The 25,072-nt window shown below is 30.6% G+C and carries 26 protein-coding genes; 20 read left to right on the forward strand and 6 right to left on the reverse strand.

The window, feature by feature from the left end:
* Positions 1 to 22 precede the first annotated feature (22 nt).
* The 12 genes from ABXT45_RS02420 (at position 23) to ABXT45_RS02475 (ending at position 10,216) form a co-directional block, all read left to right on the forward strand.
* Positions 23 to 1,198: a trans-sulfuration enzyme family protein gene (locus tag ABXT45_RS02420; RefSeq protein WP_415314198.1), complete on the forward strand. Its 1,176-nt coding sequence runs from the start codon at positions 23 to 25 to the stop codon at positions 1,196 to 1,198.
* Positions 1,195 to 2,415, forward strand: a complete 1,221-nt coding sequence (locus ABXT45_RS02425; protein WP_415314200.1) for an MFS transporter — start codon at positions 1,195 to 1,197, stop codon at positions 2,413 to 2,415. Before ABXT45_RS02420 ends, ABXT45_RS02425 begins: the two co-directional genes overlap by 4 nt.
* A gap of 4 nt (positions 2,416 to 2,419) precedes the next feature.
* Positions 2,420 to 3,583: a chorismate-binding protein gene (locus ABXT45_RS02430; RefSeq protein WP_415314201.1), complete on the forward strand. Its 1,164-nt coding sequence runs from the start codon at positions 2,420 to 2,422 to the stop codon at positions 3,581 to 3,583.
* Positions 3,580 to 4,137 carry an aminodeoxychorismate/anthranilate synthase component II gene (locus ABXT45_RS02435; protein ID WP_415314202.1) on the forward strand — a complete coding sequence of 186 codons (558 nt, stop codon included), beginning with the start codon at positions 3,580 to 3,582 and terminating at the stop codon, positions 4,135 to 4,137. The genes ABXT45_RS02430 and ABXT45_RS02435 overlap by 4 nt, the downstream gene beginning before the upstream one ends.
* Positions 4,100 to 4,870 carry an aminotransferase class IV gene (locus tag ABXT45_RS02440; RefSeq protein WP_415314204.1) on the forward strand — a complete coding sequence of 257 codons (771 nt, stop codon included), beginning with the start codon at positions 4,100 to 4,102 and terminating at the stop codon, positions 4,868 to 4,870. Before ABXT45_RS02435 ends, ABXT45_RS02440 begins: the two co-directional genes overlap by 38 nt.
* A 5-nt stretch (positions 4,871 to 4,875) precedes the next feature.
* Positions 4,876 to 5,274, forward strand: a complete 399-nt coding sequence (locus ABXT45_RS02445; protein WP_415314206.1) for an HIT family protein — start codon at positions 4,876 to 4,878, stop codon at positions 5,272 to 5,274.
* A gap of 115 nt (positions 5,275 to 5,389) precedes the next feature.
* Positions 5,390 to 6,184 (forward strand): adenylyl-sulfate reductase, encoded by a 795-nt coding sequence (locus tag ABXT45_RS02450; RefSeq protein ID WP_415314207.1) that lies wholly within the window; start codon positions 5,390 to 5,392, stop codon positions 6,182 to 6,184.
* A gap of 20 nt (positions 6,185 to 6,204) precedes the next feature.
* Positions 6,205 to 6,675, forward strand: coding sequence for an adenylyl-sulfate reductase subunit beta (aprB, locus tag ABXT45_RS02455; protein ID WP_415272245.1), 471 nt, complete (start codon positions 6,205 to 6,207; stop codon positions 6,673 to 6,675).
* Positions 6,675 to 8,534, forward strand: coding sequence for an adenylyl-sulfate reductase subunit alpha (gene aprA, locus ABXT45_RS02460; RefSeq protein ID WP_415314209.1), 1,860 nt, complete (start codon positions 6,675 to 6,677; stop codon positions 8,532 to 8,534). Before aprB ends, aprA begins: the two co-directional genes overlap by 1 nt.
* A gap of 18 nt (positions 8,535 to 8,552) precedes the next feature.
* Positions 8,553 to 8,903: a hypothetical protein gene (locus tag ABXT45_RS02465; protein ID WP_415291062.1), complete on the forward strand. Its 351-nt coding sequence runs from the start codon at positions 8,553 to 8,555 to the stop codon at positions 8,901 to 8,903.
* A 67-nt stretch (positions 8,904 to 8,970) separates the two neighbouring features.
* The gene (locus tag ABXT45_RS02470; RefSeq protein WP_415291063.1) at positions 8,971 to 9,105 is read left to right on the forward strand and encodes a hypothetical protein; all 135 of its coding nucleotides are present in this window, start codon (positions 8,971 to 8,973) and stop codon (positions 9,103 to 9,105) included.
* A gap of 28 nt (positions 9,106 to 9,133) precedes the next feature.
* Positions 9,134 to 10,216 (forward strand): sulfite exporter TauE/SafE family protein, encoded by a 1,083-nt coding sequence (locus ABXT45_RS02475; protein ID WP_415314211.1) that lies wholly within the window; start codon positions 9,134 to 9,136, stop codon positions 10,214 to 10,216.
* Between the two features lies 1 nt (position 10,217).
* Here ABXT45_RS02475 and ABXT45_RS02480 read toward each other — a convergent pair whose 3' ends face one another.
* From ABXT45_RS02480 to ABXT45_RS02490, 3 genes are read right to left on the reverse strand one after another with little or no spacing between them, the layout of a single operon-like run.
* A complete protein-coding gene (locus ABXT45_RS02480) occupies positions 10,218 to 11,297 on the reverse strand; it encodes a YeiH family protein (RefSeq protein WP_415314213.1) in 1,080 nt (359 codons plus the stop codon).
* Between the two features lie 24 nt (positions 11,298 to 11,321).
* The gene (locus tag ABXT45_RS02485; protein ID WP_415278902.1) at positions 11,322 to 12,488 is read right to left on the reverse strand and encodes a UxaA family hydrolase; all 1,167 of its coding nucleotides are present in this window, start codon (positions 12,486 to 12,488) and stop codon (positions 11,322 to 11,324) included.
* A gap of 5 nt (positions 12,489 to 12,493) precedes the next feature.
* Positions 12,494 to 12,778, reverse strand: coding sequence for a UxaA family hydrolase (locus ABXT45_RS02490; protein ID WP_415278903.1), 285 nt, complete (start codon positions 12,776 to 12,778; stop codon positions 12,494 to 12,496).
* Positions 12,779 to 12,889: 111 nt separating this feature from the next.
* Here ABXT45_RS02490 and xsc point away from each other — a divergent pair, with 111 nt between their 5' ends.
* From xsc to ABXT45_RS02505, 3 genes are all read left to right on the forward strand, one after another.
* On the forward strand, positions 12,890 to 14,674 hold the full coding sequence (xsc, locus tag ABXT45_RS02495) for a sulfoacetaldehyde acetyltransferase (protein ID WP_415314215.1): 1,785 nt from the start codon (positions 12,890 to 12,892) through the stop codon (positions 14,672 to 14,674).
* A 39-nt stretch (positions 14,675 to 14,713) separates the two neighbouring features.
* Positions 14,714 to 16,315: a flavin-containing monooxygenase gene (locus tag ABXT45_RS02500; RefSeq protein WP_415314216.1), complete on the forward strand. Its 1,602-nt coding sequence runs from the start codon at positions 14,714 to 14,716 to the stop codon at positions 16,313 to 16,315.
* Between the two features lie 103 nt (positions 16,316 to 16,418).
* A complete protein-coding gene (locus ABXT45_RS02505; protein WP_415314438.1) occupies positions 16,419 to 17,723 on the forward strand; it encodes an NAD(P)/FAD-dependent oxidoreductase in 1,305 nt (434 codons plus the stop codon).
* On the opposite strand, the gene ABXT45_RS02510 is transcribed toward ABXT45_RS02505, so the two are convergent.
* Together ABXT45_RS02510 and ABXT45_RS02515 are read right to left on the reverse strand one after the other, a co-directional pair.
* On the reverse strand, positions 17,724 to 20,309 hold the full coding sequence (locus ABXT45_RS02510) for an ABC transporter permease (RefSeq protein ID WP_415314218.1): 2,586 nt from the start codon (positions 20,307 to 20,309) through the stop codon (positions 17,724 to 17,726).
* On the reverse strand, positions 20,245 to 20,910 hold the full coding sequence (locus tag ABXT45_RS02515) for an ABC transporter ATP-binding protein (RefSeq protein ID WP_415314220.1): 666 nt from the start codon (positions 20,908 to 20,910) through the stop codon (positions 20,245 to 20,247). The genes ABXT45_RS02510 and ABXT45_RS02515 overlap by 65 nt, the downstream gene beginning before the upstream one ends.
* Between ABXT45_RS02515 and ABXT45_RS02520 the strand changes: the two genes are divergently transcribed.
* From ABXT45_RS02520 to ABXT45_RS02540, 5 genes are all read left to right on the forward strand, one after another.
* On the forward strand, positions 20,909 to 21,523 hold the full coding sequence (locus tag ABXT45_RS02520; RefSeq protein WP_415314221.1) for an arylesterase: 615 nt from the start codon (positions 20,909 to 20,911) through the stop codon (positions 21,521 to 21,523). The two genes, ABXT45_RS02515 and ABXT45_RS02520, sit on opposite strands and share 2 nt — an antisense overlap.
* 32 nt (positions 21,524 to 21,555) lie before the next feature.
* Positions 21,556 to 22,443 (forward strand): diacylglycerol/lipid kinase family protein, encoded by an 888-nt coding sequence (locus ABXT45_RS02525; RefSeq protein WP_415314223.1) that lies wholly within the window; start codon positions 21,556 to 21,558, stop codon positions 22,441 to 22,443.
* Positions 22,444 to 22,458: 15 nt separating this feature from the next.
* A complete protein-coding gene (locus tag ABXT45_RS02530) occupies positions 22,459 to 23,751 on the forward strand; it encodes an NAD(P)H-dependent oxidoreductase (protein WP_415314225.1) in 1,293 nt (430 codons plus the stop codon).
* A gap of 170 nt (positions 23,752 to 23,921) precedes the next feature.
* Positions 23,922 to 24,308 carry a hypothetical protein gene (locus ABXT45_RS02535; protein WP_415314227.1) on the forward strand — a complete coding sequence of 129 codons (387 nt, stop codon included), beginning with the start codon at positions 23,922 to 23,924 and terminating at the stop codon, positions 24,306 to 24,308.
* An 11-nt stretch (positions 24,309 to 24,319) separates the two neighbouring features.
* Positions 24,320 to 24,472 carry a hypothetical protein gene (locus ABXT45_RS02540; RefSeq protein ID WP_271525710.1) on the forward strand — a complete coding sequence of 51 codons (153 nt, stop codon included), beginning with the start codon at positions 24,320 to 24,322 and terminating at the stop codon, positions 24,470 to 24,472.
* A 131-nt stretch (positions 24,473 to 24,603) separates the two neighbouring features.
* Here the strand turns inward: ABXT45_RS02540 and ABXT45_RS02545 are convergent, their stop codons facing one another.
* The gene (locus ABXT45_RS02545; RefSeq protein WP_415314228.1) at positions 24,604 to 24,999 is read right to left on the reverse strand and encodes a hypothetical protein; all 396 of its coding nucleotides are present in this window, start codon (positions 24,997 to 24,999) and stop codon (positions 24,604 to 24,606) included.
* Positions 25,000 to 25,072: the final 73 nt, after the last annotated feature.

Consider the following 25,072-nt stretch of genomic DNA (forward strand, 5'->3'; position numbering starts at 1 on the left):
CCTTAAACTTATCAAATTTTTTATGACCAAATCATTCAAAACTTTTCTTAAACATACAGCAAAAGATTACCATAATCAGTCAGTTAACCCCCCTGTAGTAAGAGCTTCGACTATTATCTTTAAATCCATGCAAGATATTAGGAAAATGCAGGATAAGAGCAAAAAAGACCCAACAGGTGGACATTTTGATTACGGAAGACAAGGAACTTCAACTACTCATGTTTTATCCCAGATACTTAAAGAAATGGAAGAATGTTACCATGTATTTTTAACGCCAACTGGGTTCGGCTCAGTTTTTTTGGCTATTTTTAGTATTGTTCGACCTGGCGATGAGATCATTGTAGCAGACCCCACATATTCACCTACGAGAATTTTAACTCAAGATTTTTTAAAAGAATTTAATATAAAATCAGTTTTTTACGACCCGCATGATTTGAAAACTTTAGAGAAAGCGATTACAAAAAAAACAAAATTAATTTTTGTTGAAAATCCTGGAAGCAATACATTTGATTTTCAAGATTTAGGTAAAATAGTATCAATTGCAAAAAAGAATAAAATTTTTTCAGTAATTGATAATACCTGGGGAACACCTTATTTTTTAAAACCAATTAAACTTGGTTTTGATATGTCAATTGTATCTGCTACCAAATATTATTCAGGCCACTCTGATGTTATGGGTGGAAGTTTAGCCGTTAATAAAAAAGTTTTTAAACAAGTTGATAAGGCAAATAAGATAACTGGTTTAAGACTTGGACCAGATGACGCTTATTTAATAACAAGAGGACTTAGAACTTTAGATGTTAGATTAGACAAGCATGAAAAAAGTGCAAAACAAGTAGCTGAGTTTTTATCTAATTATAAAAACATAAAATTATTATACCCACATAAAAAAGATTCATTTAATTTTAGAATGTGGAAGAAATATTATTCTGGTGCATCAGGATTGATGGGTTTAAAAATTAGATCAAAAAATAAAAACTCTGTAATCAAGTTTGTTAATTCTTTAAAACTATTTGGTTATGGGTATAGTTGGGGTGGATTTGAAAGCCTTGCGTTATATCAAGACAAGCGTGAACAAGGTAATAGAGAGTATCTAAAATTAGCAAAAGATGAACATTTAGTTAGATTACATATTGGTTTAGAGGACCCAAAAGATCTCATAGATGATTTAAAAAAATCTCTTAAATATATTAAATGAGTTCAGAAAAATTTATTAAAAATAAAACAGCTTTAATAACACTGATTGCAGCCTGTGTTGTAGTTTTAATTTCTCTTGGAGTTAGACAAACCTTTGGTTTATTTTTCATGGATTTTAAAAATGACCTAGATATTTCAATAACTCAATCTGGATTAGCAATAGGCATTCAAATGTTAATGTGGGGTTTAACAGGGCCTATATTTGGAGCCATCGCTGATAAATATGGTGGACATAAAGCGATTTGCTTAGCTTTTGTTTTTTATATTTTAGGAATTTACTTTTTGTATACTGGTCCAAATACTGGAATTTTTTTTCAAATAGATTTGGGACTTTTAGTTGGAATTGGTTTAGGTGGAACTGCAATTAGTATTCCGATGTCAATTGTTGGAAAACATTTCCCATTATCAAACAGAACTATAGCCATGAGTATTGTCACAGCCGTCGGTTCTTTGGGCTATTTTATCTCTCCACTTTATACAAGTTATTCTTTAATCAAAAATGGATGGGTGGACACACTTTTTGTATTCACAATATTCTTGTTTATTGGACTTATAGTGGCTTTTTTTGTTAGATCCCCTTCTTCAGCTCAATCCATTGAAAAGCCTAACGATCAAAGTACTTTTGATGCTCTAAAAGAGGCCTTTAAAAACAAAAGCTACGTATTACTCACATCTGGTTTTTTTGTATGTGGTTTTCACATAACTTTAGTTGGAACTCATGTTCCAAAATATGTAATTGATAGAGGTTTAGAAAGCTGGACAGCTGCTGCAATTTTATCTTTAATTGGACTATTTAACATATTTGGCTCTCTATTAAGTGGCTATCTTTCTACAAAAATTAGTAAAAAAATCATTTTAAGCTCTATCTATGCATTAAGGGGTGTTTCAATAATCTTATTTATCTTCTTACCAGCAAGCAACCTTAATGCATTTATCTTTGGTGCAAGCTTTGGTTTTTTATGGCTTTCAACGGTGCCGGCAACAAGCGGTATAGTTGCCCATATTTTTGGAACAAAATATTTAGGTGTATTATATGGAATAGTTTTTTTAAGTCATCAAGTAGGCTCATTCTTTGGAGCTTTTCTTGGAGGGTTATTTCATGATTTATATGGCTCTTATGATTATGCTTGGTATTTAGCAATTGCTTTATCTGTTTTTGCAGCAATAATACATCTACCGATTAAGGAAGAAGCAGTTTTAAGATTAAAAACAGAATAAAAAATTGAATAAGAAAAACTACTTACTAGATTTAAATAATTCAAAAAAACCCTTTATAATTTACAAATCAGATAAGGGGTTTGATCTTTATACGGACTTTTCAAAAAAGATCATTTTAAATAATAAAAATATTGAAAAATTCATTAACAAAAATACTAAATTAAAATCTACTCATAAAGAAACAGACCTATTTATTGGTTTTTTTGGTTATGAAATACTAAATAACTTAATAGACGTAAAAATAAAAAAACAAAAAAAAATAGATTTTCCAAAAGGGATATTTTACAAACCTGAAACAAAAGTAAAACTTTCAAATAACCTGGGGTATAAAAAAACTAGATTATTAGAGCCTAGTGATTTGTTTAAAATAAACATTAATAAAAAATCGTATAAAGTAATATTTGATAAATTTAAAAAGAAAATAAAATCTGGTGAAACATACCAGATTAAAATCTGCACTAAATACAGTAATAAATCTGAAATAGATGCTTTAGATTTTTTTGGTAGGCTAGTAAAAAGTAATATGGCACCTGAAGCCTTTATGATTAAGGATAAAAATTATTCAATAATAAGCTGTTCACCTGAAAATTTGATAACAAAAAAAAATAATTTTATAACAACAAAGCCTATAGCAGGCACTTTAAAGAAAACTAAAAAGTTAAATAAGAATAAAGCCCTCACATTTTTTAGAAAAAACTTAAAAGAAACTAAAGAGCACAACATGATTGTTGATATGGAAAGAAATGATTTATCTAGAATTTGTAAACCAGGTTCAGTAAAAATTTTAAAGAAAAAGATTGTTGAGGAATACAAGGATCTTTATCACTACGTAAGTTTAATTGGAGGACAGCTCAAGAATAAAGTTACCTCATTAGAGATTATAAAAGCAATGATGCCGGGCGGATCAGTAATTGGATGTCCAAAAATTAGCACATTAAATTTATTAAATAAGCAGGAAAAACAAAGCAGAAATATTTACACTGGAAGTTTTGGTTACTTAAAGTTCAATGGAGATATGAGGTTCAATATTATCATTAGATCTATATTAAACTTTAAAGGTAAATCAGAGATCTCTGTAGCTTCAGGAGTGGTAATTGACAGTAATGCAGCTCATGAATTTAATGAAAACTATATTAAAGCAAAATCATTAATGGATCTTTACAAATGATATACATTATCGATCATCAAGACTCTTTTACTCACAATGTAGTGCATCAATTTGAAAACTTTGATGAAGTGGTTTGTACAAATTTTAACAAAATAAATGAAAATAAATTAAAAAAAGCAGATATTATTGTTTTTTCACCAGGCCCAGGTGCACCAAAAGATTATCCCTCTAGTTCAAAAATCTATAAAAAATACAAAGGTGAAAAAAAAATTATTGGTATTTGTCTAGGGTTTCAACAAATTCTGCATTGTGAAAATGGAAAAATAATTGAGCAAAAAAAGATTTATCATGGTTTTCAATCTAAAATAAAAGTAACCAGCAAAAACTCATTGTTCAAAAAAAATAATCAATTCACTGTTGGTAGATATCACTCTCTAAAATTAAAAGAGCCATTTACTGCAAAAAATTTTGAAATTACAATGAGGTGTGTTATTTCAAATACAGCAATGACAATAGAAAATAATAAAGAAAAAGTATATGGCTTTCAATTTCACCCCGAATCTTTTTTAACTGAAAATGGTAACCTACTTATTAAAAAAATCTTATCAGCATAAAACCTACAAAGAAATTAATTTTAAAGATCTTTGGGGGGATAATGGTGTGTTCACTACTATGTGGATTTTTGGAAATCCTGCCAAGATACTTTTTTTTAAAAAACATATCAAAAACTTAATAAAGTCTTTAAAAATTTATAAACTAAACACCCTAAATCTTGAAAAAAATATTCTTAAATTAATAAAATTAAATATTGATAAAAAAAGATATTACAATCATCTTCTTAGAGTTGCTGTGAATAAAAAGATAATATCAATTTCTTTAAGAAATAGAAAAACACCAAAATTAAATTTTAATTTAAAGCTTATTAGTCACAAACGATTTGACCCTAAGTATAAAAATCTTAAATATAGCTTTATATTAAAACATTTGTCTAAAATGGATAACACTACTTCAGACGTCGGTCTTTGTTACAAAAATATGATTTTAGAAAGTGGAACTTCAAATATGTTATTTATCAAAGGTGATAAAGTTTACTCTCCAATAAATAATATATATAAGGGTATTACCTATAAATTTTTTAATAAAAAATTAGGTAAGATTATTAACAAAGATATATTGATCAAAACTTTATCCGAATATGATGAAATTCTCCTTATTGGTTCTGGAAAAGGTGTTGCATCAATAAAAAATATTAATGAAATTAAATGGAAGAGAAAAAGTTTAAAATTTTATAGAATGTTATCTAGTTTTTATAAAAGTGAAGTTAACAAATGTTCTATCTATAAATAATATTTATGTTTGACCCAAATAATCCCTGTTTATTCTGCAACTCCAAACAAAGTGGTTCAGCTACTGAAAATGAGTTGGCTTATGCTAGTTATGATACATATCCTGTGTCTGAATTTCATTGTTTAATTATTCCAAAGCGGCATGTTAAAGATTATTTTGATCTAAGTGATGATGAAGTAATTGCCTGCAATAACCTTATCAAAAAAATTAAAGACGAAATAATATTAAAAGATCCTTCAGTTAAAGGGTTTAATATTGGAGCAAATTCTGGTGCTATTGCTGGACAATCAATCCTTCACTGTCATATTCATTTAATTCCACGAAGAGAGGGTGACGTTGAAAACCCTCAAGGAGGAGTTAGGTCGGTTATTCCTTTAAAACAACATTATAAACGTAAAGCGTAAGTTGTATTTTTGTTGTTAAATAACGCACCTAATAACGGTTGATCTATCATTTCAACTATATTAAAAACTCAAAATTAAGATTCAACAAAAATTGTAATAAAGGGTAATATTCTAAATGATGTCAATTAGTCCATTTTCTGCATTAGCAGAATCAATTTCTCCATCAGTTATTCAAGGCTTTGTTTTGGCAATGTTGGCTTTAATCGTCATTGGAACAGTTGTTCAAATGATACATCATAAAAATGTTACTTACTTTTTCAATAATGCAAAAAAAGCAAAATTAGCTGCAGAAAGAAAGCTTGGTATTGGAGAAAAAACTTCAGTTATTTTAAAAACTGTAGTGCATGATATTGCAACTACTGCAGAATTGGGTGCAGGCAAAAGAAGAGTTGCTCATGTTATGGGGATGTATGGAACTATCTTATTTTGGGTTGCATCAGTCGTATTAGTTTTTGGTTACACAGGAACAGGAACAACTGTACCAACAATTTGGCCTATGATTTGGCATGTTGGAGCAATCATGACTTGTGTTGGTGGATACTGGTTTTGGTTATTTTTAAGAGTAGATGTACTTGCAGAAGCTCACCCTTGGTACAGAATTATTAAAGCAGACTTATTTGTTCTAGCACTTCTTGCATGTGCAACTACTGGACTTGCTTGGTCATACTTTCAATCTTCAGGATCAGCTGGATTAGGATATTTATTTTTAATTTTATTTATTACCTCAAACATTGTTTTATTTGGGGGAGTTTATTGGTCAAAATTTGCACACATGATTTACAAACCTGGTGCAGCAATCCAAAAAAACTTAGCAGAAGCAGATGGATCAAGAGACAATCTTCCTCCATTAGCTGATGCACCAAAACAATTTGGACTAGGAATTAAAAGAGAACAACCAAAACACTATTAAAAAGAGAGAGGTAGTATAATATGTCAACTTTTGTATACATGACGAGATGTGATGGATGTGGTCACTGTGTGGATATTTGTCCATCAGATATAATGCACATCGATGAAAATATTAGAAGAGCAGTAAATATTGAACCAAACTTTTGTTGGGAATGTTATTCTTGTGTAAAAGCTTGTCCTAATCATGCAATTGATGTTCGTGGTTATGCAGATTTTGCTCCTATGGGTCACAGTGTTAGAGTTAGACGTGAAGAAGAAAAAGGAACTATCTCTTGGAAAATTAAATTTAGAAATGGAACTACAAAAGACTTTGTATCTCCAATTACAACAAAGCCTTGGGGAAAGTTCATTCCAAAATTAGCAGAAGGCGAAAAACCTAATCAAGGTGAAATCAATTCTCAAATGCTCTATACTGAGCCTAATGGTTTAAATATTGATGGTAAATTACCATCTGTGCCTAAAGATACTTTTAAAAAAGGGGTTTACTACTAATGGCTAAACATAAAACACATTTTGAGGATTGCGATGTTCTAGTTGTTGGTGGTGGTATGGCTGGAACTGGTGCTACTTTTGAAGCTAGACACTGGGGAAGAGACATGAAAATTATTTGTGTTGAAAAAGCTAATATTGATAGAAGTGGAGCTGTTGCCCAGGGTTTATACGCAATTAACTGTTACATGGGTATGCAGTGGGGTGAAAATCAACCTGAAGACCACGTAAGATATGCACGTAACGATTTAATGGGAATGGTTAGAGAAGATTTAGGTTATGACATGGCTCGTCACGTTGATTCAACAGTTCATATGTTTGATGAGTGGGGCTTACCAATGATGAAAAATGAAAAAACTGGTCGTTACCTTAGAGAAGGTAAATGGCAGATTATGATTCATGGTGAAAGTTACAAGCCAATCGTTGCAGAAGCTGCAAAAAAATCAGCTGATAAAATTTATAATAGAATAATGATTACTCATCTTTTAATGGATGAAGCTCAAGAAAATAGAGTAGGTGGAGCCGTTGGTTTTAATATGAGAACTGGTGACTTCCATGTATTTAGATCAAAAACTGTAATTGTTGCAGCAGGTGGAGCATCTCATATTTTCAAACCAAGAGCAGTTGGTGAAGGAATGGGAAGAACTTGGTATGCACCATGGAGTAATGGTTCTGCTTATGCATTACCTATTGCTGTTGGAGCTAAAATGACACAAATGGAGAATAGAATTGTGTTATGTAGATTTAAAGATGGATATGGTCCAGTTGGAGCATACTTCTTACATCTTAAAACTTATACTCAAAATGCAAATGGAGAGAATTATGAGAAGAAGTGGTATAATCAAACTAAAGAATTAGTTGGTGAATACATTGATCATCATCCAACTCCTACATGTTTAAGAAACCACGCATTTATTCAAGAAACTATCGCAGGTGGAGGACCAATTCACATGGTAACTACTGAAGCTTTTCAAGATCCACATTTAGAAACAGTTGGCTGGGAAAATTTCCTTGGTATGACTGTTGGTCAAGCGGTTGTTTGGGCTTCTCAAAATATTGATCCTAAATACACAAACCCTGAACTAACTACATCTGAACCTTATGTTATGGGTTCTCACGCAACATGTTCTGGAGCTTGGGTTAGTGGACCTGAAGATTTATCTCCACCAGAATATTTCTGGGGTTATAACAGAATGTTAACTATTGATGGACTTTTTGGTGCAGGTGATACTGTTGGTGGAAGTGCTCATAAATTTTCGTCAGGATCATTTACTGAAGGTCGTTTAGCTGCAAAAGCTGCTGTTAAATATATTGAAGATAAAAAAGCAGAAGGTATTAAAGTTACAGACAAACAGTGTGAAGACTTTAAAGTTGCTATTTTTAAACCCCTTGAGACTTATCAAGTTGCTCAAAATGAGATTACAGGTGGAACAGTTTCACCAAGTTACATTTCACCAATTCAAGGACTTCAACGTCTACAAAGAATTATGGACGAGTATGTTGGTGGTATTGCAACCAACTACATGACCAATGGTAATATGCTTAAAAGAGGCCTAGAATTACTTGCTTGGTTAGAGGAAGATTTGGAAAAAGTAGGTGCTGAAGATTTACACCAACTTATGAGAGCTTGGGAATTAAAACACAGAGCTTTGACTTCCCAGTGTGTAACTGAACACACTATGTTCCGTGAAGAAACACGTTGGCCTGGTTATTACTATAGAGGTGACCATATGAAATTGGATGATGATAATTGGCACTGCTTAACAGTTTCAAGACGTGATCCAAAAACTGGTAAATTTACTCTAGAGAAAGTACCCGTTTATCATATAGTTGACGAGAACGAGAAGAGAAAAGCTTCTTAAAACAGTTAAACTTAAAATATGAATCTTTTAGAGAAATCTGATGATGAGATTATAGCAATTGCTAATCCTATATGGGATAATCTTGTCAAAACCTCAAATATGAAAGATTATGGTGGGTTTACTAAGGATTTTGGAACTCAAATGCTATTTGGGGCTAATGAAGTAGAGCTTGGAAAGCAATGGGCTAACAACAAATTGTTAACTAGTTTATCTGAAGATTATAATGCTTTTGGATGTTTAAGGCGAGGTATGAATATTACAGTCTTATTCAAACAAAAGAGTAAAGAAATTGAAGGTGAGTTTCTTGGAAGGTTAGTCCTTGGTGTTGAAGGGGATGATGTTAAGGTTTTCGGAGCAACCATCTACTAATAAAAAAAATCATTTTATATTAACTATTTATTTGACAAATAATTAACTGGGTGTATTGACGGTTGTAATGTCAATTTCCAACATAAAAGTATTTAATAAAATTTCAGATTTTAAAGCAACTATTATCAAAACAGGTATTTTTGTTAGTCTTGCTGCTTATTGGGGTATTATATTAGTTGGAACTTTTATCACATTTAGTTAAGTTGTTTTTTAGCAACTCTTAATTTTTTATGGATGTATTTTTACCAATAGCTCAAGTATTTGTTAACCCTATTGAAATACTTTTATTGAGTGCAATTGTTGGAGTGCTTTCAGGTTTATTTGGTGTTGGTGGTGGTTTTTTAATGACCCCATTCTTAATTTTTTTAGGTGTACCACCTGCATATGCGGTTGCAAATGAAGCTAACAATATTCTTGCAACATCAGTTTCAGGATCAACAACTCATTATTTAAAAAATACTTTAGATTATAAAATGGGTCTTATGATTGTTATTGGTGGAACTATTGGGACTGCATTAGGTATTTATATTTTTACATATTTTAAAGGTATTGGAAAAATTGATACAGTTATTTCTTTAGCCTATATGTATATACTTGCAATAATTGGTACATTAATGTTAGTCGAAAGTCTTGGGGAAATAGACAGGGCAAAAAGAAATCTTATAGTTAAAAAAAAATTACACGTTCATTATTGGATACATGGTCTTCCACTAAGAATGAGGTTTCCAAAATCAAAATTATACGAAAGTATATTTACCCCAATTATAATTGGTTTATTTGTAGGATTTATTGCTGCTATAATGGGTATAGGAGGTGCTTTTATATTGGTACCTGCGATGATTTATATAATTAAAATGCCAACAAAATTAGTTCCAGGGACTTCTTTGTTTGTAACAATTTTTGTAAGTGTCATAGTTACTTTTTTGCATTCATTTAATTTTGGATCTATTGATCTAATGCTAGTTGTTATGTTGGTTATTGGATCAATCATAGGTGTTCAAATAGGACAAAAACTCGGTGAAAAAATTGATAGTTCTGGCTTGAAAGCGTTACTGGCAATTTTATTATTAATAGTTGGAATAGCTATTGCTTATGAAACTTTTTTCGCTGAGCAAACTGAGAAAGAAATAATACAAGTATTAACTTCAGATTTAAATTTTTTCTCGATATTTATTTTAGAATTTTCAGAAGACATGCCATTTTTTTATGGATTGTTTTCCATTATGTTTGCAATTCTTTTAGGAGTAGGTGCTGCTCTTATTAGAAAATTTTTTTCGTCCTTAAGAAAGAAATACGCTTTAAAAGAAAAATAATTTATAAAAAAACTTTAAGAAAAGTCTCAAGACTCACGATACTAACTATCCCCACTGTCACAGCAGCAATTAATCCAACAACAAAAGGTTTATACCCCATGCTTTTTAATTCATTCAAATTAATAGATATACCAACTGCAGCCATAGCCATAGTAAGGAAAACAGTAGCTAAGCTTTTAATATAATTGATTAAAGTTTTCCAAAATTCATAATTACCATTTTCTATAGTAAATATTTGATCTCCAATGTTTCTTACAAAAATCATCCCAATGAAACCAAGAACGAAATATGGGAAAATACTGAATATTGAGTAGTTTTTATCTTTAACCTTACCCCTATTATATAAAAAACCAAATAGTGGCACCATGATTACTAAAAATGTATTTCTTATTAGTTTTGTAACTGTAGCTACATTTAAAGTTTCAGGGCTATTAAATTGCTGGTCATAAATTAACCCAGCTGCTGCGACTTGCGAGGTTTCATGAATAGCAGTTCCTAAAAATAAACCTGCCATTACAGGCTCTCCATAAAAATACCATTCTGCAAAATAAGGATAAACAAGCATAGCTATAACGCCGAACAACGTAATATTTGCTATCGCATACGCAACTTCAGTTTTTTTTGCTTCTATAATAGGTGCTACTGCCACTATTGCTGTTGCACCACAAACACTTGTACCAATTGCTATCAAGTAAGACATTTTAGATGAGATTGAAACTTTCTTAATTAATAATTTAATAAGAATAAGAACACTTAATATACATACAATAATTAAGGGAATAGCAACTGTTCCAAATTTTAGAAATTCCTCAAAGCTTAATCTTATTCCTAAAAAAATTATTCCTAATTTAAGAATATATTTTTGAGTAAAATCCAAACCAATCATCATCCCTGGTCTTGGTGTAAATGCATTTCCCATAATAATCCCAAGCAATATTGCAATCATTACTGTTGAAATAGGACTTTTGGTGGTCCCAAAAATCTCTATACCAATAACATTATTTATTCCTTGTGAAAATAAGCAGAAGACTAAGGCAAGTACTAAACCAGGAAGAATGTTAATAATTTTTTGAGAATCCATGTTTACAGAGAAAAACTCTAAAAGCTAAGCACTTCTATAAAGCTTAGTCATAACAAATTCCTTATGACCCAAAGCCTCAGCACAAGTTAATCTGCCGTTAGCAACTCTAATCATTGATTTGATTAATTCATCACCAGCTTCAGACATAGTCATCTCACGTGATAAAATTTTAGATACATCACAATCAATATGCTCACCCATACCTTTTACAGTAAGTGGATTAGCAGTTAATTTTACAACTGGTTCAATAGGGTTACCTACGATATTACCTTGACCAGTTGGGAATAAGTGAATGTTAAATCCAGCTGCTGCTTGAAGTGTAATACACTCAGCTGCTGCAGATGAAGTATCCATAAAGTATAATCCTTTTCCTTTAGTAGGCTCTTCTGCTGGTTCTAAAACATCAATAAATTTACAATTTCCAATTTTTTGAAAGTTTCCAAATGCTTTTTCTTCAATTGTTGTAAGTCCACCTGCAATATTTCCTGCAGTTGGTTGGCTATCTGAAAGATCATCTGTTGCTTCTTTTAGAATAAAATCGTTGTAATCACTCCATGTTTTCATGAATTTCTCAGAAGCTTCTGGAGTTGCACCACGTGTAGCACAAACTTTTTCAGCACCGGTTAACTCTGAAGTTTCACCAAAACATAAATGAACTCCTAATGGCTCTAATTTATCCATTAAGTTTCCAACTGTTGGATTAGCAGCAAGACCTGATGTTGTATCAGATTCACCACATTTAACTGAAATCCATAAATCACTTAAAGGACATTCTTCTCTTTGTTTTTCAGAAGCCCACATTGCAAATTCTTGAGCTTTTTTAGAAGCCTTCATAATTGTTCCTATGTCACCAGTTCTTTCAATGTGAAATCCTTCAACTGGTTTTCCAGTTTTAGCAATCTCATCAACAATTCTTTTTGTCCACTTAGGCTCAATACCAATAACAATTACAGCAGCAACGTTAGGGTTTTTTCCAGTCCCAATCATTGTTCTAAAATGTAGATCTAAGTCAGCACCAAATTGAAGTCTTCCATAAGAGTGAGGAAGGGCCATTGTACCTTTAATATTATTCGCTACAGCTTCAGCACAAGCATTTGAGATATCATCTACAGGTAAGATGATTACGTGGTTTCTAGTACCAACTCTGCCATTTTCTCTTTTATAACCTAAAAAACTTTTTGGAATTTCCATATTTTTTACCACTTCTTCGTTTTTACATTGTGAACATGAACATGCTCACCTTTTTTGATTGATTTAACCACTTTTCCAATATCATGACCGTATTTCAAAATAGTATCACCTTCATTAAGGTCAATCATTGCAATTTTATGTCCTAATTGAATTTCATCTACTGATTGAATTTGAATTGTTTTATCATTTTCCATAATCCAGCATGCGCAATCTTGTTTTGGGGTGATTTTATCAATAACAACTACCCCTACGTTGTCTTTTTCATCGTGAATAATAATGTCTGTAGCCATAATTGTGTCGATTTGTTTGTTTGAAATTTTTTAATTCTTATATATTAATCTTTAAAATTAACAATTTATTTATAGATTTTTTAACAACTTAAGCAGGAAGGCCTAATTATTATGACTAAAATGACAACAGAAGAAGCTTTTGTAAAAGTTTTACAAATGCATGGAATTGAACACGCATTCGGAATTATTGGTTCAGCCTTTATGCCAATATCGGATATTTTTCCTGATGCTGGTATAACCTTTTGGGATGTTGCTCATGAGACAAACGGTGGATTAATTGCAGATGGTTACACAAGATCTACTGGTAAAATGTCAATGGTCATTGCTCAAAATGGCCCTGGAATCACAGGACTTGTTACACCTATTAAAACTGCATACTGGAACCACACACCATTATTATTAGTTACACCTCAAGCTGCTAATAAAACTATGGGTCAAGGTGGTTTTCAAGAAGTAGAACAAATGAATTTATTTAAAGATATGGTTTGCTACCAAGAAGAAGTTAGAGACGCTTCAAGAATGGCAGAAGTATTAAATAGAGTAATTGAAAAAGCGATCAGAGGATCAGCTCCAGCACAAATAAATGTTCCAAGAGATTATTGGACACAAGTAATTGATATTGATCTTCCTCCAATTGTTAGACTAGAAAGACAAGCAGGTGGAGTTGATGCAATTAAAAAAGCAGCTGACTTATTATCAAACGCTAAATTTCCAGTAATATTATCTGGTGCTGGTGTTGTAATTGGTGGAGCAATTGAAGATTGTAAAAAATTAGCTGAAAAATTAGATGCACCTGTTTGTTCAGGGTATCAACATAATGATAGTTTCCCGGGTAGCCACCCATTGGCTGCTGGACCATTAGGTTATAATGGATCAAAAGCTGGAATGGAATTAATTAAGAAAGCTGATGTTGTTCTTGCACTTGGTACAAGATTAAATCCTTTCTCAACATTACCAGGTTATGGAATGGATTACTGGCCAAAAGATGCAAGTATCATTCAAGTTGATATGAATTCAGATAGAATTGGTTTAACTAAAAAAGTCACAGTTGGTATTTGTGGTGATGCAAAATTAGTATCTCAACAAATTTTAGCTCAACTATCTCCAACGGCGGGAGACACAAATAGAGAAGAGAGAAAAAATACAATTCACCAAACTAAATCTGCTTGGTTACAAGAGTTATCAAGTTTAGATCACGAAGATGATGATGAAGGTACAGTTTGGAATGCAGAAGCTAGAAAAAGAGATGCAGATAGAATGTCTCCTAGAGAAGCTTGGAGAGGAATTCAAGCAGGAATGCCTGATGACGTAATTATTTCAAGCGATATTGGAAACAACTGTGCAATTGGAAATGCTTATCCTACATTCGAAAAAGGTAGAAAATATTTGGCACCAGGATTATTTGGTCCTTGTGGTTATGGTTTTCCAGCAATTCTTGGAGCAAAAATTGGATGTCCTGATACACCGGTAATTGGTTTTGCAGGTGACGGTGCATTCGGTATCAGCATGAATGAAATGAGCTCAGTAGCAAGACCAGAATGGCCAGCAATTTCAATGGTAATTTTTAGGAACTACCAGTGGGGAGCTGAAAAAAGAAATACTACATTATGGTTTGATGACAATTTTGTTGGAACAGAGCTTGATCCAGAATTAAGTTATGCAAAAGTTGCTGATGCTTGTGGATTAAAAGGTGTTACAGTTCGAACGATGGAAGAAACTACAGCTGCTATAAAGCAATCATGTGAAGATCAAAAGAAAGGAATTACAACATTTATTGAAGTAATTCTTAACCAAGAACTGGGAGAGCCTTTCAGAAGAGATGCTATGAAAAGACCAGTTAAAGTTGCGGGGATTAATAAAGAAGACATGATCAAGCAACCTTCGCTAGTTTCATAAACAGTTTTAATATCAAATAAAATACCATAATATTGTATTATGGTATTTTATGATGCTGTTATTATTGGAGCAGGCTTTTCTGGTATTTATCAACTCCACAGCTTAAGAGATAAATTAAAACTTAACACTCTAGTAATTGAGTCAGGTAAGGACTTAGGGGGGACTTGGTATTGGAATAGATATCCAGGAGCCAGATGTGATTCAGAAAGTCACACTTACAACTTTACATTTTCAAAAGAAATATTTGAAAATTGGTCATGGCCTGAAAGGTATTCAAAACAAGACGTCATATTAGAATATTTAAACTACGTTGTTGAAAAATTAAGTTTAAAAAAAGATATGCTTTTTGATAATAAAGTTATTAAAGCACATTTCGATGAGAAAAGTAAGTTATGGAACATCAAAACCGATAAAGATAAAACCTTTTCATGTAAATATTTAATTAGTGCTGTTGGCTGTTTATCAGCAGCTAATATTCCAAAAATAAATGGTTTAAATAAATTTAAAGGCAATTGGTACCACACAGGTAAATGGCCTCATACTGGTGTAGATTTTAAAAATAAAAGAGTTGCACAAATTGGTGTTGGTTCTACAGGAATACAGTTAGCACCTGAGATAGCCAAATCAGCAAAGAAGCTTTCAATTTTTCAAAGATCACCAAATTTTAGTATTCCAGCAAGAAATGAAATTGTTAATGATAAATATAAGAAAAAGATAAAAGATAACTATCAAGAAATTAGAGATTTAATTAAGTCAACACCAACTGGTCATGCTTTTCAATTTTCAAGTCAATCTGCTTTGGATGTCAGCAATGAAGATAGAAAAAAAATTTATGAAAATGGGTGGCAAAAGGGTGGTTTGGGTTTTCGTGGTCTTTTTAAGGATATAACAACAAATTTGGATGCCAATAAAACAGTAGTTAATTTTATTAAAGAAAAAGTAGAAGCAACAATGCAAAACAAAGATTATGCCAAAGTTGTAACAGACTTTAATTATCCATTTGCTACTAGAAGACCGACCTTAAATACAGATTATTATGAAACTTTTAATAAAGATAATGTTGAATTAATTGATATTTCAAAAGATTTAATAAAAGAAATTACTAAAACTGGGATTAGCACTTTAAATAATAATTATGAATTCGATATAATTGTATTTGCAACAGGGTATGACGCTATTACTGGTGCATTACTATCAATAGATATGGTGGGTAAAAATAATATCAAACTCAGTGAATTATGGAAAAATGGTCCATTAACTTATCTTGGGCTTCAAGTACCAGGTTTTCCAAATTTTTTTACGATTACCGGACCAGGAAGCCCTTCTGTGTTAACTAATGTTCCAATGGCTATTGAACAACATGTTGAATTTATAACTGATTGTATTTCACACATGGAGAAAAATAATCTTAAAACAATTGAAACGAATGATGCATCCTCATTAAAATGGAGGGCAATAATTGATAAAGCTGTTAATGAAACATTAATACCAGAGTCAAAAAGTTCATGGTTATATGGGGGCAACATTGAAGGAAAAGCTCAAGTTTTCATGCCTTATCCATCTGGTCTTCCAAAGTATAAAAAATTTTGTGAGGATATTGTTTTAAAAAACTATGAAGGTTTTAATTTTACTGACAATTAAAACTATTCCATGATTATGAATAAGATTGATTTAAAAGATAAAGTTGCAGCAGTAAAGGGTGCTGCTTATGACCTTACAAGTGGAAGAGCAAGATACTAAAAATATGAAGATAGTTAACGACTTAGGGTGTAGTTGGATTAATGACCTTGATAAAAGATCTAGTATAAAAAATTTAGATAAAGATAAATCTTGTGATTGGTTAATTATTGGCGCTGGTTACACAGGTTTATCTGCTGCTAGAAAATTATCAGAACTCCACCCAAATCAAAAAATTATTCTTGTTGACGCACAATTAGCAGGAGAGGGTGCAAGTGGAAGGAACTCAGGATATCTAGTCGATACTACTCTAAATGACGGTTTTACTTCAAATAAAGAACTTTCTAATTATAAAAAGAAAACAGACATTTATAAATTAGGAATTGATGTTGTTAAAAAATTTATTAAAGAACATCAAGTTGATTGTGATTTGAATGAAAGTGGAAAATATTTTGCCTCATCAAATGAAAAAGATAGAAAGATATTAGAAAATTTTAGTAAAACTTTATTAAAATTAAACTTTGAACACAATATTTTAGAAAAAAATGATTTAGGTAAAAGATTAGGTACAAATTTTTATAACTTAGCACTTTATACTAAAGGTGGGATTTTATTGCATCCTGGAAAACTTGTACGAGCAATGGTTGATACTTTACCAGATAATGTTGAGCTATTAGAAAATACTCAATTAAATCAATGGTCAAAAAATAGTGATATAGTTATTTGTAAATTTAATAATCATAAGATAATTACTAAAAAGATTATTTTTTGTACTAACGGTTTTTTAAAATCACTTGGTATAAAAGATAATTATAATTTTCCCTTAACTTTAACTGCAAGCATGACAAGACCATTAACTGATACAGAGTATAAATCTATTGGCGAACCTAAAGAGTGGGGTGTACTACCTGTTAGACCAATGGGTGCAACTATTAGAATGACAAAAGATAAAAGAATTTTAATTAGAAATACTGCAGAAGTTCATAGTCCTTTTAAAATGTCTAAATCAGAGTTGAATAAAAGATCTTTAAATCAAAAACTTGGAATTAAAAAAAGATTTCCAAGTTTAGCGGGTGATATTATAGAATCTAGTTGGTCTGGAATTGTATCTAGAACAAGAAATAGTTCACAAATTTTTGATAAAATTGATAACAATGTCTTTGTAGCAGGTTGCTATAATGGCTCTGGTATTGGAGTTGGAACTTTATTTGGCGAACAGATAGCGATTAAAGCAAGTAATGAAAATAGTGATGAAATTAATATAATAGAATCTAGAAGTAAGCCAACCTGGCTTCCACCTCAGCCATTTTTAAATATTGGGGTTAAAACAAGATTAATATTTGAGAGGTTTAGATCTCGATCTGATCTTTAGTTATTGATTTCTTATAAGTGGATAAACTTTAGGGTGTAAATACTTAAAATTAGTAATCATAATTAAGATTAACGTAGCAAGTCCAATCCCAATAGTTACCTGCAAAAATATTGATAAATCGAACTTCCAAGTGATTTGAAAAATATTTTCAATGATAAATTGCGAACCTATTACCGCAAAAAACAAAGCTATTAGAATTATGGATGTAAATATAATAAAAAACTCAATGATTGAGGAAAGTATAACCTCAACTTTGGAAAAACCTAAAATTTTGAATATTAAGTTCTGAAATTCTTTAATCTTACCCTGAACTATAATTGCACTTGATATGACAATTAAACCAATGACTATAGTTATTGCTGAAATAACAGTTACAGCAATAAATACCTTGTTTAATAGATCTGTTACTTTCTCTAAGTAATCAGTAATTTTTATAATAGAAATACTAGGCATTTTATCTAGTAAAGCAGTTTCATCAAAATTTTCTAAATTTTTAAATTTTGAAGTAGCCAAATATTCGTGAGGTATATTTTTTGCAAATTGAGGGTTTAATAACATTGCAAAATTAATGGTAAAGTCTCTGTAGTCTACTAACCTAAAGTTTACAATCTCACCATCAATTTCACGACCATAAATATTTAGAGTAAAAATATCACCAATTTTAATATTAAAATCTTTAGCAATTTTGCTATCAAGTGAAATTTGAAGTTTATCAGGTCTATCTAAATCCCACCACTTGCCCTCTACAATTGGGTTATCTTTTAAAACTTTATCAGCCCAAGAAGACCTTCTGTCATTTCTAATCACCCAGTGGCTATCATTACTTGAATCGATGTAAGTACTTGGATCTATTCCATTAATTTTTAGAATACCAGTAGAGACCATGGGAACAATTTCAAGGTTAGCTTCTTTATCCATGTCAAAAATTAAATCTTCAAATATTTTTCTTTCATCACCTTGAATACCAATGAAAAAATAGTCAGGCGCAAGTTCTGGTATAGATTTTGCAATTTCTCTTTTAAAGTTTGAACCAACAAAAGCCAAAGTTAATAATAAAGTGACGCCCAAACCTAAAGACATAATAGTTATAGGGGTAATACTTTTAGTTTGAGTGATATTTTTAACGGATACTTTAATTGAAATATTTGGATGCTCTTTAAGACTTTTAAATAATTTAATGATCAAGTTTGATAATAAATAAAAAACTAATAGACAAACAAAGAAAGCACCAAAATAACCCAAGCTATAAGTGGGGCGAGCCGAACCAATAGTAAATAGAGAGATTAAAATTGATAATAATAATAGACTTAAAACTATTGATTTTTTTGAATAATAAAATTGAAGGTTTTGAAATACATTTCTAAATAAGCTTGTTGCCTTAACTTGATCAATTGCATTAATGGTTGGTATAGAAAATATGATTAATACCAATAAACCTACCGAAAAAACTTTGAAATAATTAAGAATAGAAAAACTACCTTCAATATTTAATCCAAGACCAGCTGATAAATACACATCAACAATAGGGACTAAAAAGAAACTAAAAGAGTAGGCGGCAGTGGATATTATGAATAATAGAATGAGTAATTGTAGATAATAGACTATTTTAATATCTTTTGAGAAAAAGCCTAAAGACTTCTTAACTGCTATAGACATATTGTTTTGATTAATGAATGAAAGAAGGGTATTAGCAATTCCAATTCCAGCAATTAACATTGCACTAATTGATACAAGAGACAAAAATTGAGAAAAATTATCAATTATTCTCTTTAAAGGACCGTCAGATTTTTCATGATATCTAAGCCTAACCTTTTTTTCATCTTTGAATAATTGCTCAACTTTTTTAGATAAAGCCTTTGGATTATCTCCATCATTAAATCTTACTTTATATTCGTAGTTTAAAAAGCTGCCTAAGTTGTTAAGTTTTAATAGTTCTAATGTTTGTTTACCAGCTAAAGCAAAGTCACCAAATACAAAAGCACCTCCAATATCAGGTACCGATTTTACGATACCAACTACTGTAAAGAGCTTGTCTTGAACTTTGATTTTATCATTTATTTCCAAATTAAGATTTTTGAAGATATTTTCATTAACTAGAATTGTATTTTCTGTAGTTTGTAATTTTTCAAATGCGCCACTTGGCTCATAACCTACTTTGCCAAATAATGGATAATTTTGATCTACTGTTTTAATTCTAGAAAATATTGATTTATTTTTAGTCTGATTGGTAGTTGAGATCATGGTGCTAAACTCAACCATTTGTGAAACGGTAGCAAACTCTCTAACTCGGTTAATTAATTCTAAGTTACCAACATTCCGATTATAATCAATTTCAATATCTCCACCTAAAAGTGCTCTTGAATTATTATTTAATTCTTTATTTAAACTATCTTCAATTGTGAAAATTGAACTTAAGATAAATAAACTGATAAAAAGTGTTAAAATAATACTAGAAATTTTTTTATAATTTCTACTCAAGTCTCTTAAGGCATATATCAAAGTTAACTTGTACTCTGAAAGCTTAGACAATTTTTCCATCTTTGATTTTAATTTTTCTTTTTGCTTTATTTGCAAGTTTTGGGTCATGAGTGACCATAATTAAAGATGATTTTTCTTCCTTAATATATTTAAATAAAATATCCGCAATCATTTGCGAATTTTCACTGTCTAAATTTCCTGTAGGTTCATCTGCTAAAATTAGTTTAGGTTTCATGGCTATAGCTCTTGCAATTGCTACACGTTGCTGTTCACCACCCGAAAGTTGACTTGGTAAATTATTAAACCTATTTTTTAACCCAAATCGATCCAACAACTCTTTGGCTCTTTCATTAGGGTTTTTTAAATTATTTAACTCTAAGGTTAGGGCAACATTTTCAACAGCTGTATAATTTGGAATAAGATAGAAAGATTGAAAAACTATACCTATATTTTTTCTTCTAATTTTAGAAACTTCATCTTCGCTCATTTTAGATATTTCTTGATCCTCAAAAAATATCTTACCAGAGGTTGCTTTCTCTAGTCCCCCAGCAAGCATGATTAAGCTAGTCTTTCCAGACCCACTTTCACCAACTATTGAAATAGACTCATTTTTTTTAGTCACTAAATTAATATTCTTTAAAACCTTGATAGTATCATTACCAGTTTGGTATTTAAGATTAACGTTTTTTAGCTTAAGAAGACTATCCATGATTAAAAGATTTATTATTAAAATTATTGCCTTCTGTCTAGTGAGCATAAACACCAATGCTATAGAAAACGTTATCTTATTTGGTGATAGCTTAATGGCTGGCTATGGTCTTCCACAGGAAAAACATTTAGCTATTGTTCTTCAAAAAAATCTTAATGATAGTGGTTATGATCTTGAGATTATTGATGGAAGTGTATCTGGGAGCACATCTGCTAGTGGATTAAACCGTGTAGAGTGGTCTTTATCTCAACCTGAAATTGATTTAATGATCTTAGGATTGGGTGCTAACGATATGTTAAGAGGAATAAGCCCCATTGAGACTAAAAAAAATTTAGAAAAAATTATTCAAACAGCAAAACTAAAAAATATAGAAATAATTTTAGCAGGAATGATTGCTCCATCTACTCATGGACTTAGTTATAAAAAAAAGTTTGATAATATTTATCCAAATTTAGCTAAAAGATATAATTTAGATTTAATACCCTTTTTATTAGAAGGTGTAGCTCTAGAACCTGAGTTTAATCAAGATGATGGTATGCACCCAAACGAAAAGGGAACTTTAATTGTAAGTGAAACTCTTAAAAAATATATCGTTGGCTTTATTAAAAAGTAATGTACTTTTAATTGTAATAATTATTTTAACTTATGAAGTTTTGTCTTATTTATAATAAAAATTCGTCAAATGGTAAAAAATCTAAATTTATCAATCAAATATATAAAAAGATACAAAAATTTTATTCTATAGATATTTTTGAAACGAGAACTGAGCAAGAAGCATCACAAATATTAAAAAATCTTAAGAAGAATAATTACACTCGGTTAGTTTTGGCAGGTGGTGACGGCACAGTCTCATTTGCAATTAATGAATTAGCAAAAAATAATAATCATTTTTTAAAAAATTTTGCAATTGGATATATTCCGACAGGTACGGCAAATATTTTAAAATTTGAATTAAATATTAATAAAAAAATTGATGAAATAGTAAAAACTCTTACATCAAATAATATTAAAAAAACTAATTTGATTGCAATTTCAGATCAATATTCACTATTAATGACAAGCATAGGTTGGGATGCGGATATCATTGATTCAGTTAAGTTTTCACTTAAAAAAAAATTAGGTAAGATAATTTTTTTGATAAAAGCTATTCAAAAATTTATATTTATGAAAAAATTTAATTTCAAGATTACTACAGAGGATACAAATTATTATGCAAGCTGGCTATTATGCTGTAACAGTAAATATTATGCTGGAAACTACATGCTTAATAAAAGTGATATTTTTAATGATAAATTTAAAGTCTATATTGTTAAAGAATTTAATCGAAGAAAACTGATTAATATTATATTCGCTATTTTATTTTTCAAAGATATTTCAAAGGTTCATGGAATAATAAGAATAAATAATAAAAAGATTATAATCGAAAAAATAGACAAACATATTCCTGTACAATTAGATGGTAGCTTTATTGGTAATTTTGACAAAATTGAAATATCTAGCTCTGACAAAAGTGTTAATCTTTTAACCAATTAATCTATAATAAAAGTAATGTTTTTAAATACGAAACTACAATCTAGAGAGAAACCAATAAAAGTTGCTTTCATTGGATGTGGAAAATTTGTAAGCATGTTTCTTGCTCAATACAATCAATTACAAAAAATTACTATTGATACTATCGTTGATATTAATATTGATAACGCCAAAAAAAATTGTCTTAAGAGCGGTTTAACTACAGAGACAGTTGATAAAATAAATTTTATAACTTCTTTAGATGAGGCAATTGATAGAGACGTTGAAGTTTTTATTGAAGCTACTGGAAATCCAATCATTGGAACAGTTCATGCTGTAAAGATTATTAAAAACAAGAGACACATCATATTAGTAAACGTTGAAGCTGATGTTACTTGTGGAAAATACCTTGCTGATCTTGCAAAAAAAAACAATGTTATTTGTTCAATGGCATATGGTGATCAACCTTCATTAATTATGGAGCAGATTGAATGGGCTCAGTTAAATGGTTTTTCTGTAGTTTGTGCAGGAAAAGGAACGAAGTACCACCCAGATTTTGAATATTCAACACCAGACACGGTTTGGGGTCACTATGGTTTAAGTAAAGAACGTGCTGAAATTGAATCTGGCATGAATCCTAAAATGTTTAATAGTTTTCTTTGTGGTGATAAATCTGCAATTGAAATGTGTGCTGTAAGTAATGCATCAAACTTAAAATGTCCAAGTAATGGATTAACTTTTCCACCAGTTGGAGTATATGATATTGCTAAAAAATTAATTCCAAAAGAAGAAGGGGGCTTAATTGATTATGAAGGTCAAGTAGAGGTGATATCCAGTATTGATTTAAATCAAAAAGATATTCCAAATGATCTTAGATGGGGTGTCTACATAGTAATTAAAGCACAAAATCAATATGTCAAAAATTGCTTTAAAGATTATGGAATGGTCACTGACGCTTCTGGCAGTTATTCAGCTATATGGAGACCATATCACTATATTGGCTTAGAACTTGCTCAATCAATATATGCAATTGCACTTGATCAAAAAGCAACAGGACAAACTGTAAATTACAATGCAGACGTTGCAGCTTATGCAAAAAAAGATTTAAAAATAGGAGATCGATTAGATGGTGAGGGTGGTTTTTGTGCTAGAGGAAAACTAATTACTTCTAAAAAATCAAAAGATGAAAAAATTTTACCTCTTGGTTTAACTGATGGAGCAATTGCTAAGAAAGATATTAATAAAGATCAATCTATAAGATTAGATGATGTAGAATTAAACCTTCCAGAAGATGTTGTTAAAGCTAGACAATATCAATATGATTTAATTTAAATGATCAAATATATTCTTCCAGCTATAATTGTCCTCTTAATTGTAGTATTCTGGAAAAAAATTACTGAAATAGTATTCAAAAAATTTAATATTAGGTTGAATTATATCATTGTGAGTGCTGTGTTAATAACTATCGCTATAATAATTTTATTAATTAATTTTTAAATTCAATGGTCTTATTGTATTTCTCCTACCTAATCATAATCGCAAATATTTTAATTTTGTCTGTTGGTTATGTAGCTAACATAGCTTTCACTGGTTCATTCTTGGGTGGTTTAATGGCTATCGGAACTGATCCTATTATTCTTATACTAGGTGCTTTGTTAGGTGCTGGATTAGTAGCTAAACCATATAAATTTTCAGTAATATATTTATGGCTAGGTGCAATGTTTTTAACAATGCTAGTGCATGTTATTTTAGGTACTACGAATGTTATGGTAGATGTAGTTAAATTTGATGCCTTACTAATAATTTCTGCACTCATAATTATTATTACAAGTTTTTTTAGACCGCTGATTGTTGAGGTGACAGAGGATTTTGATAAAAATGTTAAATAAGCTCCAAAGTAATGCCTAGAAAACCTAACTACAAAGATTTATTAAAAAAATTTAAAAAAAGAAATATTAAAAATCCAGAAAGAATAGCAACAGCCTATGTCAAAGGATTAACTGTAGGATCCAAAAAAAAAGCTGCTAAAAATTTAGCAGGGATTATAGATTAAAGAAAAAATGAAAAATTTTTTAGGGATCGTGGTTCTGGGTTAGGATTTAATATGGGATTATTTGATCTTTTTTATGGCAACTTTATCGCCGTGAGGTCTGTAATCAGGATCTAATAAAGCCCTAGTCGCACTCATATCTGTCTTGATATATTGCTCCATAAGTTTGAATCTTTTAAAATGACCTTTTGTTTTAATATCTTGTGTAACTGTTTTCTCGGTCCATGTTTTTGGACTTTTGTTATCGAATGCAGCTCTTTTTTAGGTCCCTTAATCAAAGTATCTAAACAGTTATCAAAAAATTTATCTTCAATAGCTTTCAAACATATTTTTCTAACTGTTAAATCAGGATCTTTGGACATTGTTTTAAATGCTTTACCATATGCAACATTCATTAATTCTCTGGCTATAGATTTTTCTCTTGGTTTAGAAACTTCGTATCCCTCTTCCTCTAATAATAATTTAGCTTCCACAAGTATTTCTGCTGTCTTCTTATCTACGTTTGAATATTTCTTGTCAGCGATGCCCATATTGCAATTTTAATTTATCTAGGCATTTGGTGCAAGAGTAGTAGTTTTTAATTTTCAAAATAAATTTGTTTAA

The sequence above is a fragment of the Candidatus Pelagibacter sp. Uisw_106 genome (assembly GCF_047724975.1).
Lineage (GTDB): Bacteria > Pseudomonadota > Alphaproteobacteria > Pelagibacterales > Pelagibacteraceae > Pelagibacter.

Coding starts and splice junctions, on each gene's coding strand:
- ABXT45_RS02420 (WP_415314198.1), top strand. CDS start 23: ATGACCAAATCATTCAAAACTTTTCTTAAACATACAGCAAAAGATTAC.
- ABXT45_RS02425 (WP_415314200.1), top strand. CDS start 1,195: ATGAGTTCAGAAAAATTTATTAAAAATAAAACAGCTTTAATAACACTG.
- ABXT45_RS02435 (WP_415314202.1), top strand. CDS start 3,580: ATGATATACATTATCGATCATCAAGACTCTTTTACTCACAATGTAGTG.
- ABXT45_RS02440 (WP_415314204.1), top strand. CDS start 4,100: ATGGTAACCTACTTATTAAAAAAATCTTATCAGCATAAAACCTACAAA.
- ABXT45_RS02445 (WP_415314206.1), top strand. CDS start 4,876: ATGTTTGACCCAAATAATCCCTGTTTATTCTGCAACTCCAAACAAAGT.
- ABXT45_RS02450 (WP_415314207.1), top strand. CDS start 5,390: ATGATGTCAATTAGTCCATTTTCTGCATTAGCAGAATCAATTTCTCCA.
- aprB (WP_415272245.1), top strand. CDS start 6,205: ATGTCAACTTTTGTATACATGACGAGATGTGATGGATGTGGTCACTGT.
- aprA (WP_415314209.1), top strand. CDS start 6,675: ATGGCTAAACATAAAACACATTTTGAGGATTGCGATGTTCTAGTTGTT.
- ABXT45_RS02465 (WP_415291062.1), top strand. CDS start 8,553: ATGAATCTTTTAGAGAAATCTGATGATGAGATTATAGCAATTGCTAAT.
- ABXT45_RS02470 (WP_415291063.1), top strand. CDS start 8,971: ATGTCAATTTCCAACATAAAAGTATTTAATAAAATTTCAGATTTTAAA.
- ABXT45_RS02475 (WP_415314211.1), top strand. CDS start 9,134: ATGGATGTATTTTTACCAATAGCTCAAGTATTTGTTAACCCTATTGAA.
- ABXT45_RS02480 (WP_415314213.1), bottom strand. CDS start 11,297: ATGGATTCTCAAAAAATTATTAACATTCTTCCTGGTTTAGTACTTGCC.
- ABXT45_RS02485 (WP_415278902.1), bottom strand. CDS start 12,488: ATGGAAATTCCAAAAAGTTTTTTAGGTTATAAAAGAGAAAATGGCAGA.
- ABXT45_RS02490 (WP_415278903.1), bottom strand. CDS start 12,778: ATGGCTACAGACATTATTATTCACGATGAAAAAGACAACGTAGGGGTA.
- xsc (WP_415314215.1), top strand. CDS start 12,890: ATGACTAAAATGACAACAGAAGAAGCTTTTGTAAAAGTTTTACAAATG.
- ABXT45_RS02500 (WP_415314216.1), top strand. CDS start 14,714: ATGGTATTTTATGATGCTGTTATTATTGGAGCAGGCTTTTCTGGTATT.
- ABXT45_RS02505 (WP_415314438.1), top strand. CDS start 16,419: ATGAAGATAGTTAACGACTTAGGGTGTAGTTGGATTAATGACCTTGAT.
- ABXT45_RS02510 (WP_415314218.1), bottom strand. CDS start 20,309: ATGACCCAAAACTTGCAAATAAAGCAAAAAGAAAAATTAAAATCAAAG.
- ABXT45_RS02520 (WP_415314221.1), top strand. CDS start 20,909: ATGATTAAAAGATTTATTATTAAAATTATTGCCTTCTGTCTAGTGAGC.
- ABXT45_RS02515 (WP_415314220.1), bottom strand. CDS start 20,910: ATGGATAGTCTTCTTAAGCTAAAAAACGTTAATCTTAAATACCAAACT.
- ABXT45_RS02525 (WP_415314223.1), top strand. CDS start 21,556: ATGAAGTTTTGTCTTATTTATAATAAAAATTCGTCAAATGGTAAAAAA.
- ABXT45_RS02530 (WP_415314225.1), top strand. CDS start 22,459: ATGTTTTTAAATACGAAACTACAATCTAGAGAGAAACCAATAAAAGTT.
- ABXT45_RS02535 (WP_415314227.1), top strand. CDS start 23,922: ATGGTCTTATTGTATTTCTCCTACCTAATCATAATCGCAAATATTTTA.
- ABXT45_RS02540 (WP_271525710.1), top strand. CDS start 24,320: ATGCCTAGAAAACCTAACTACAAAGATTTATTAAAAAAATTTAAAAAA.
- ABXT45_RS02545 (WP_415314228.1), bottom strand. CDS start 24,999: ATGGGCATCGCTGACAAGAAATATTCAAACGTAGATAAGAAGACAGCA.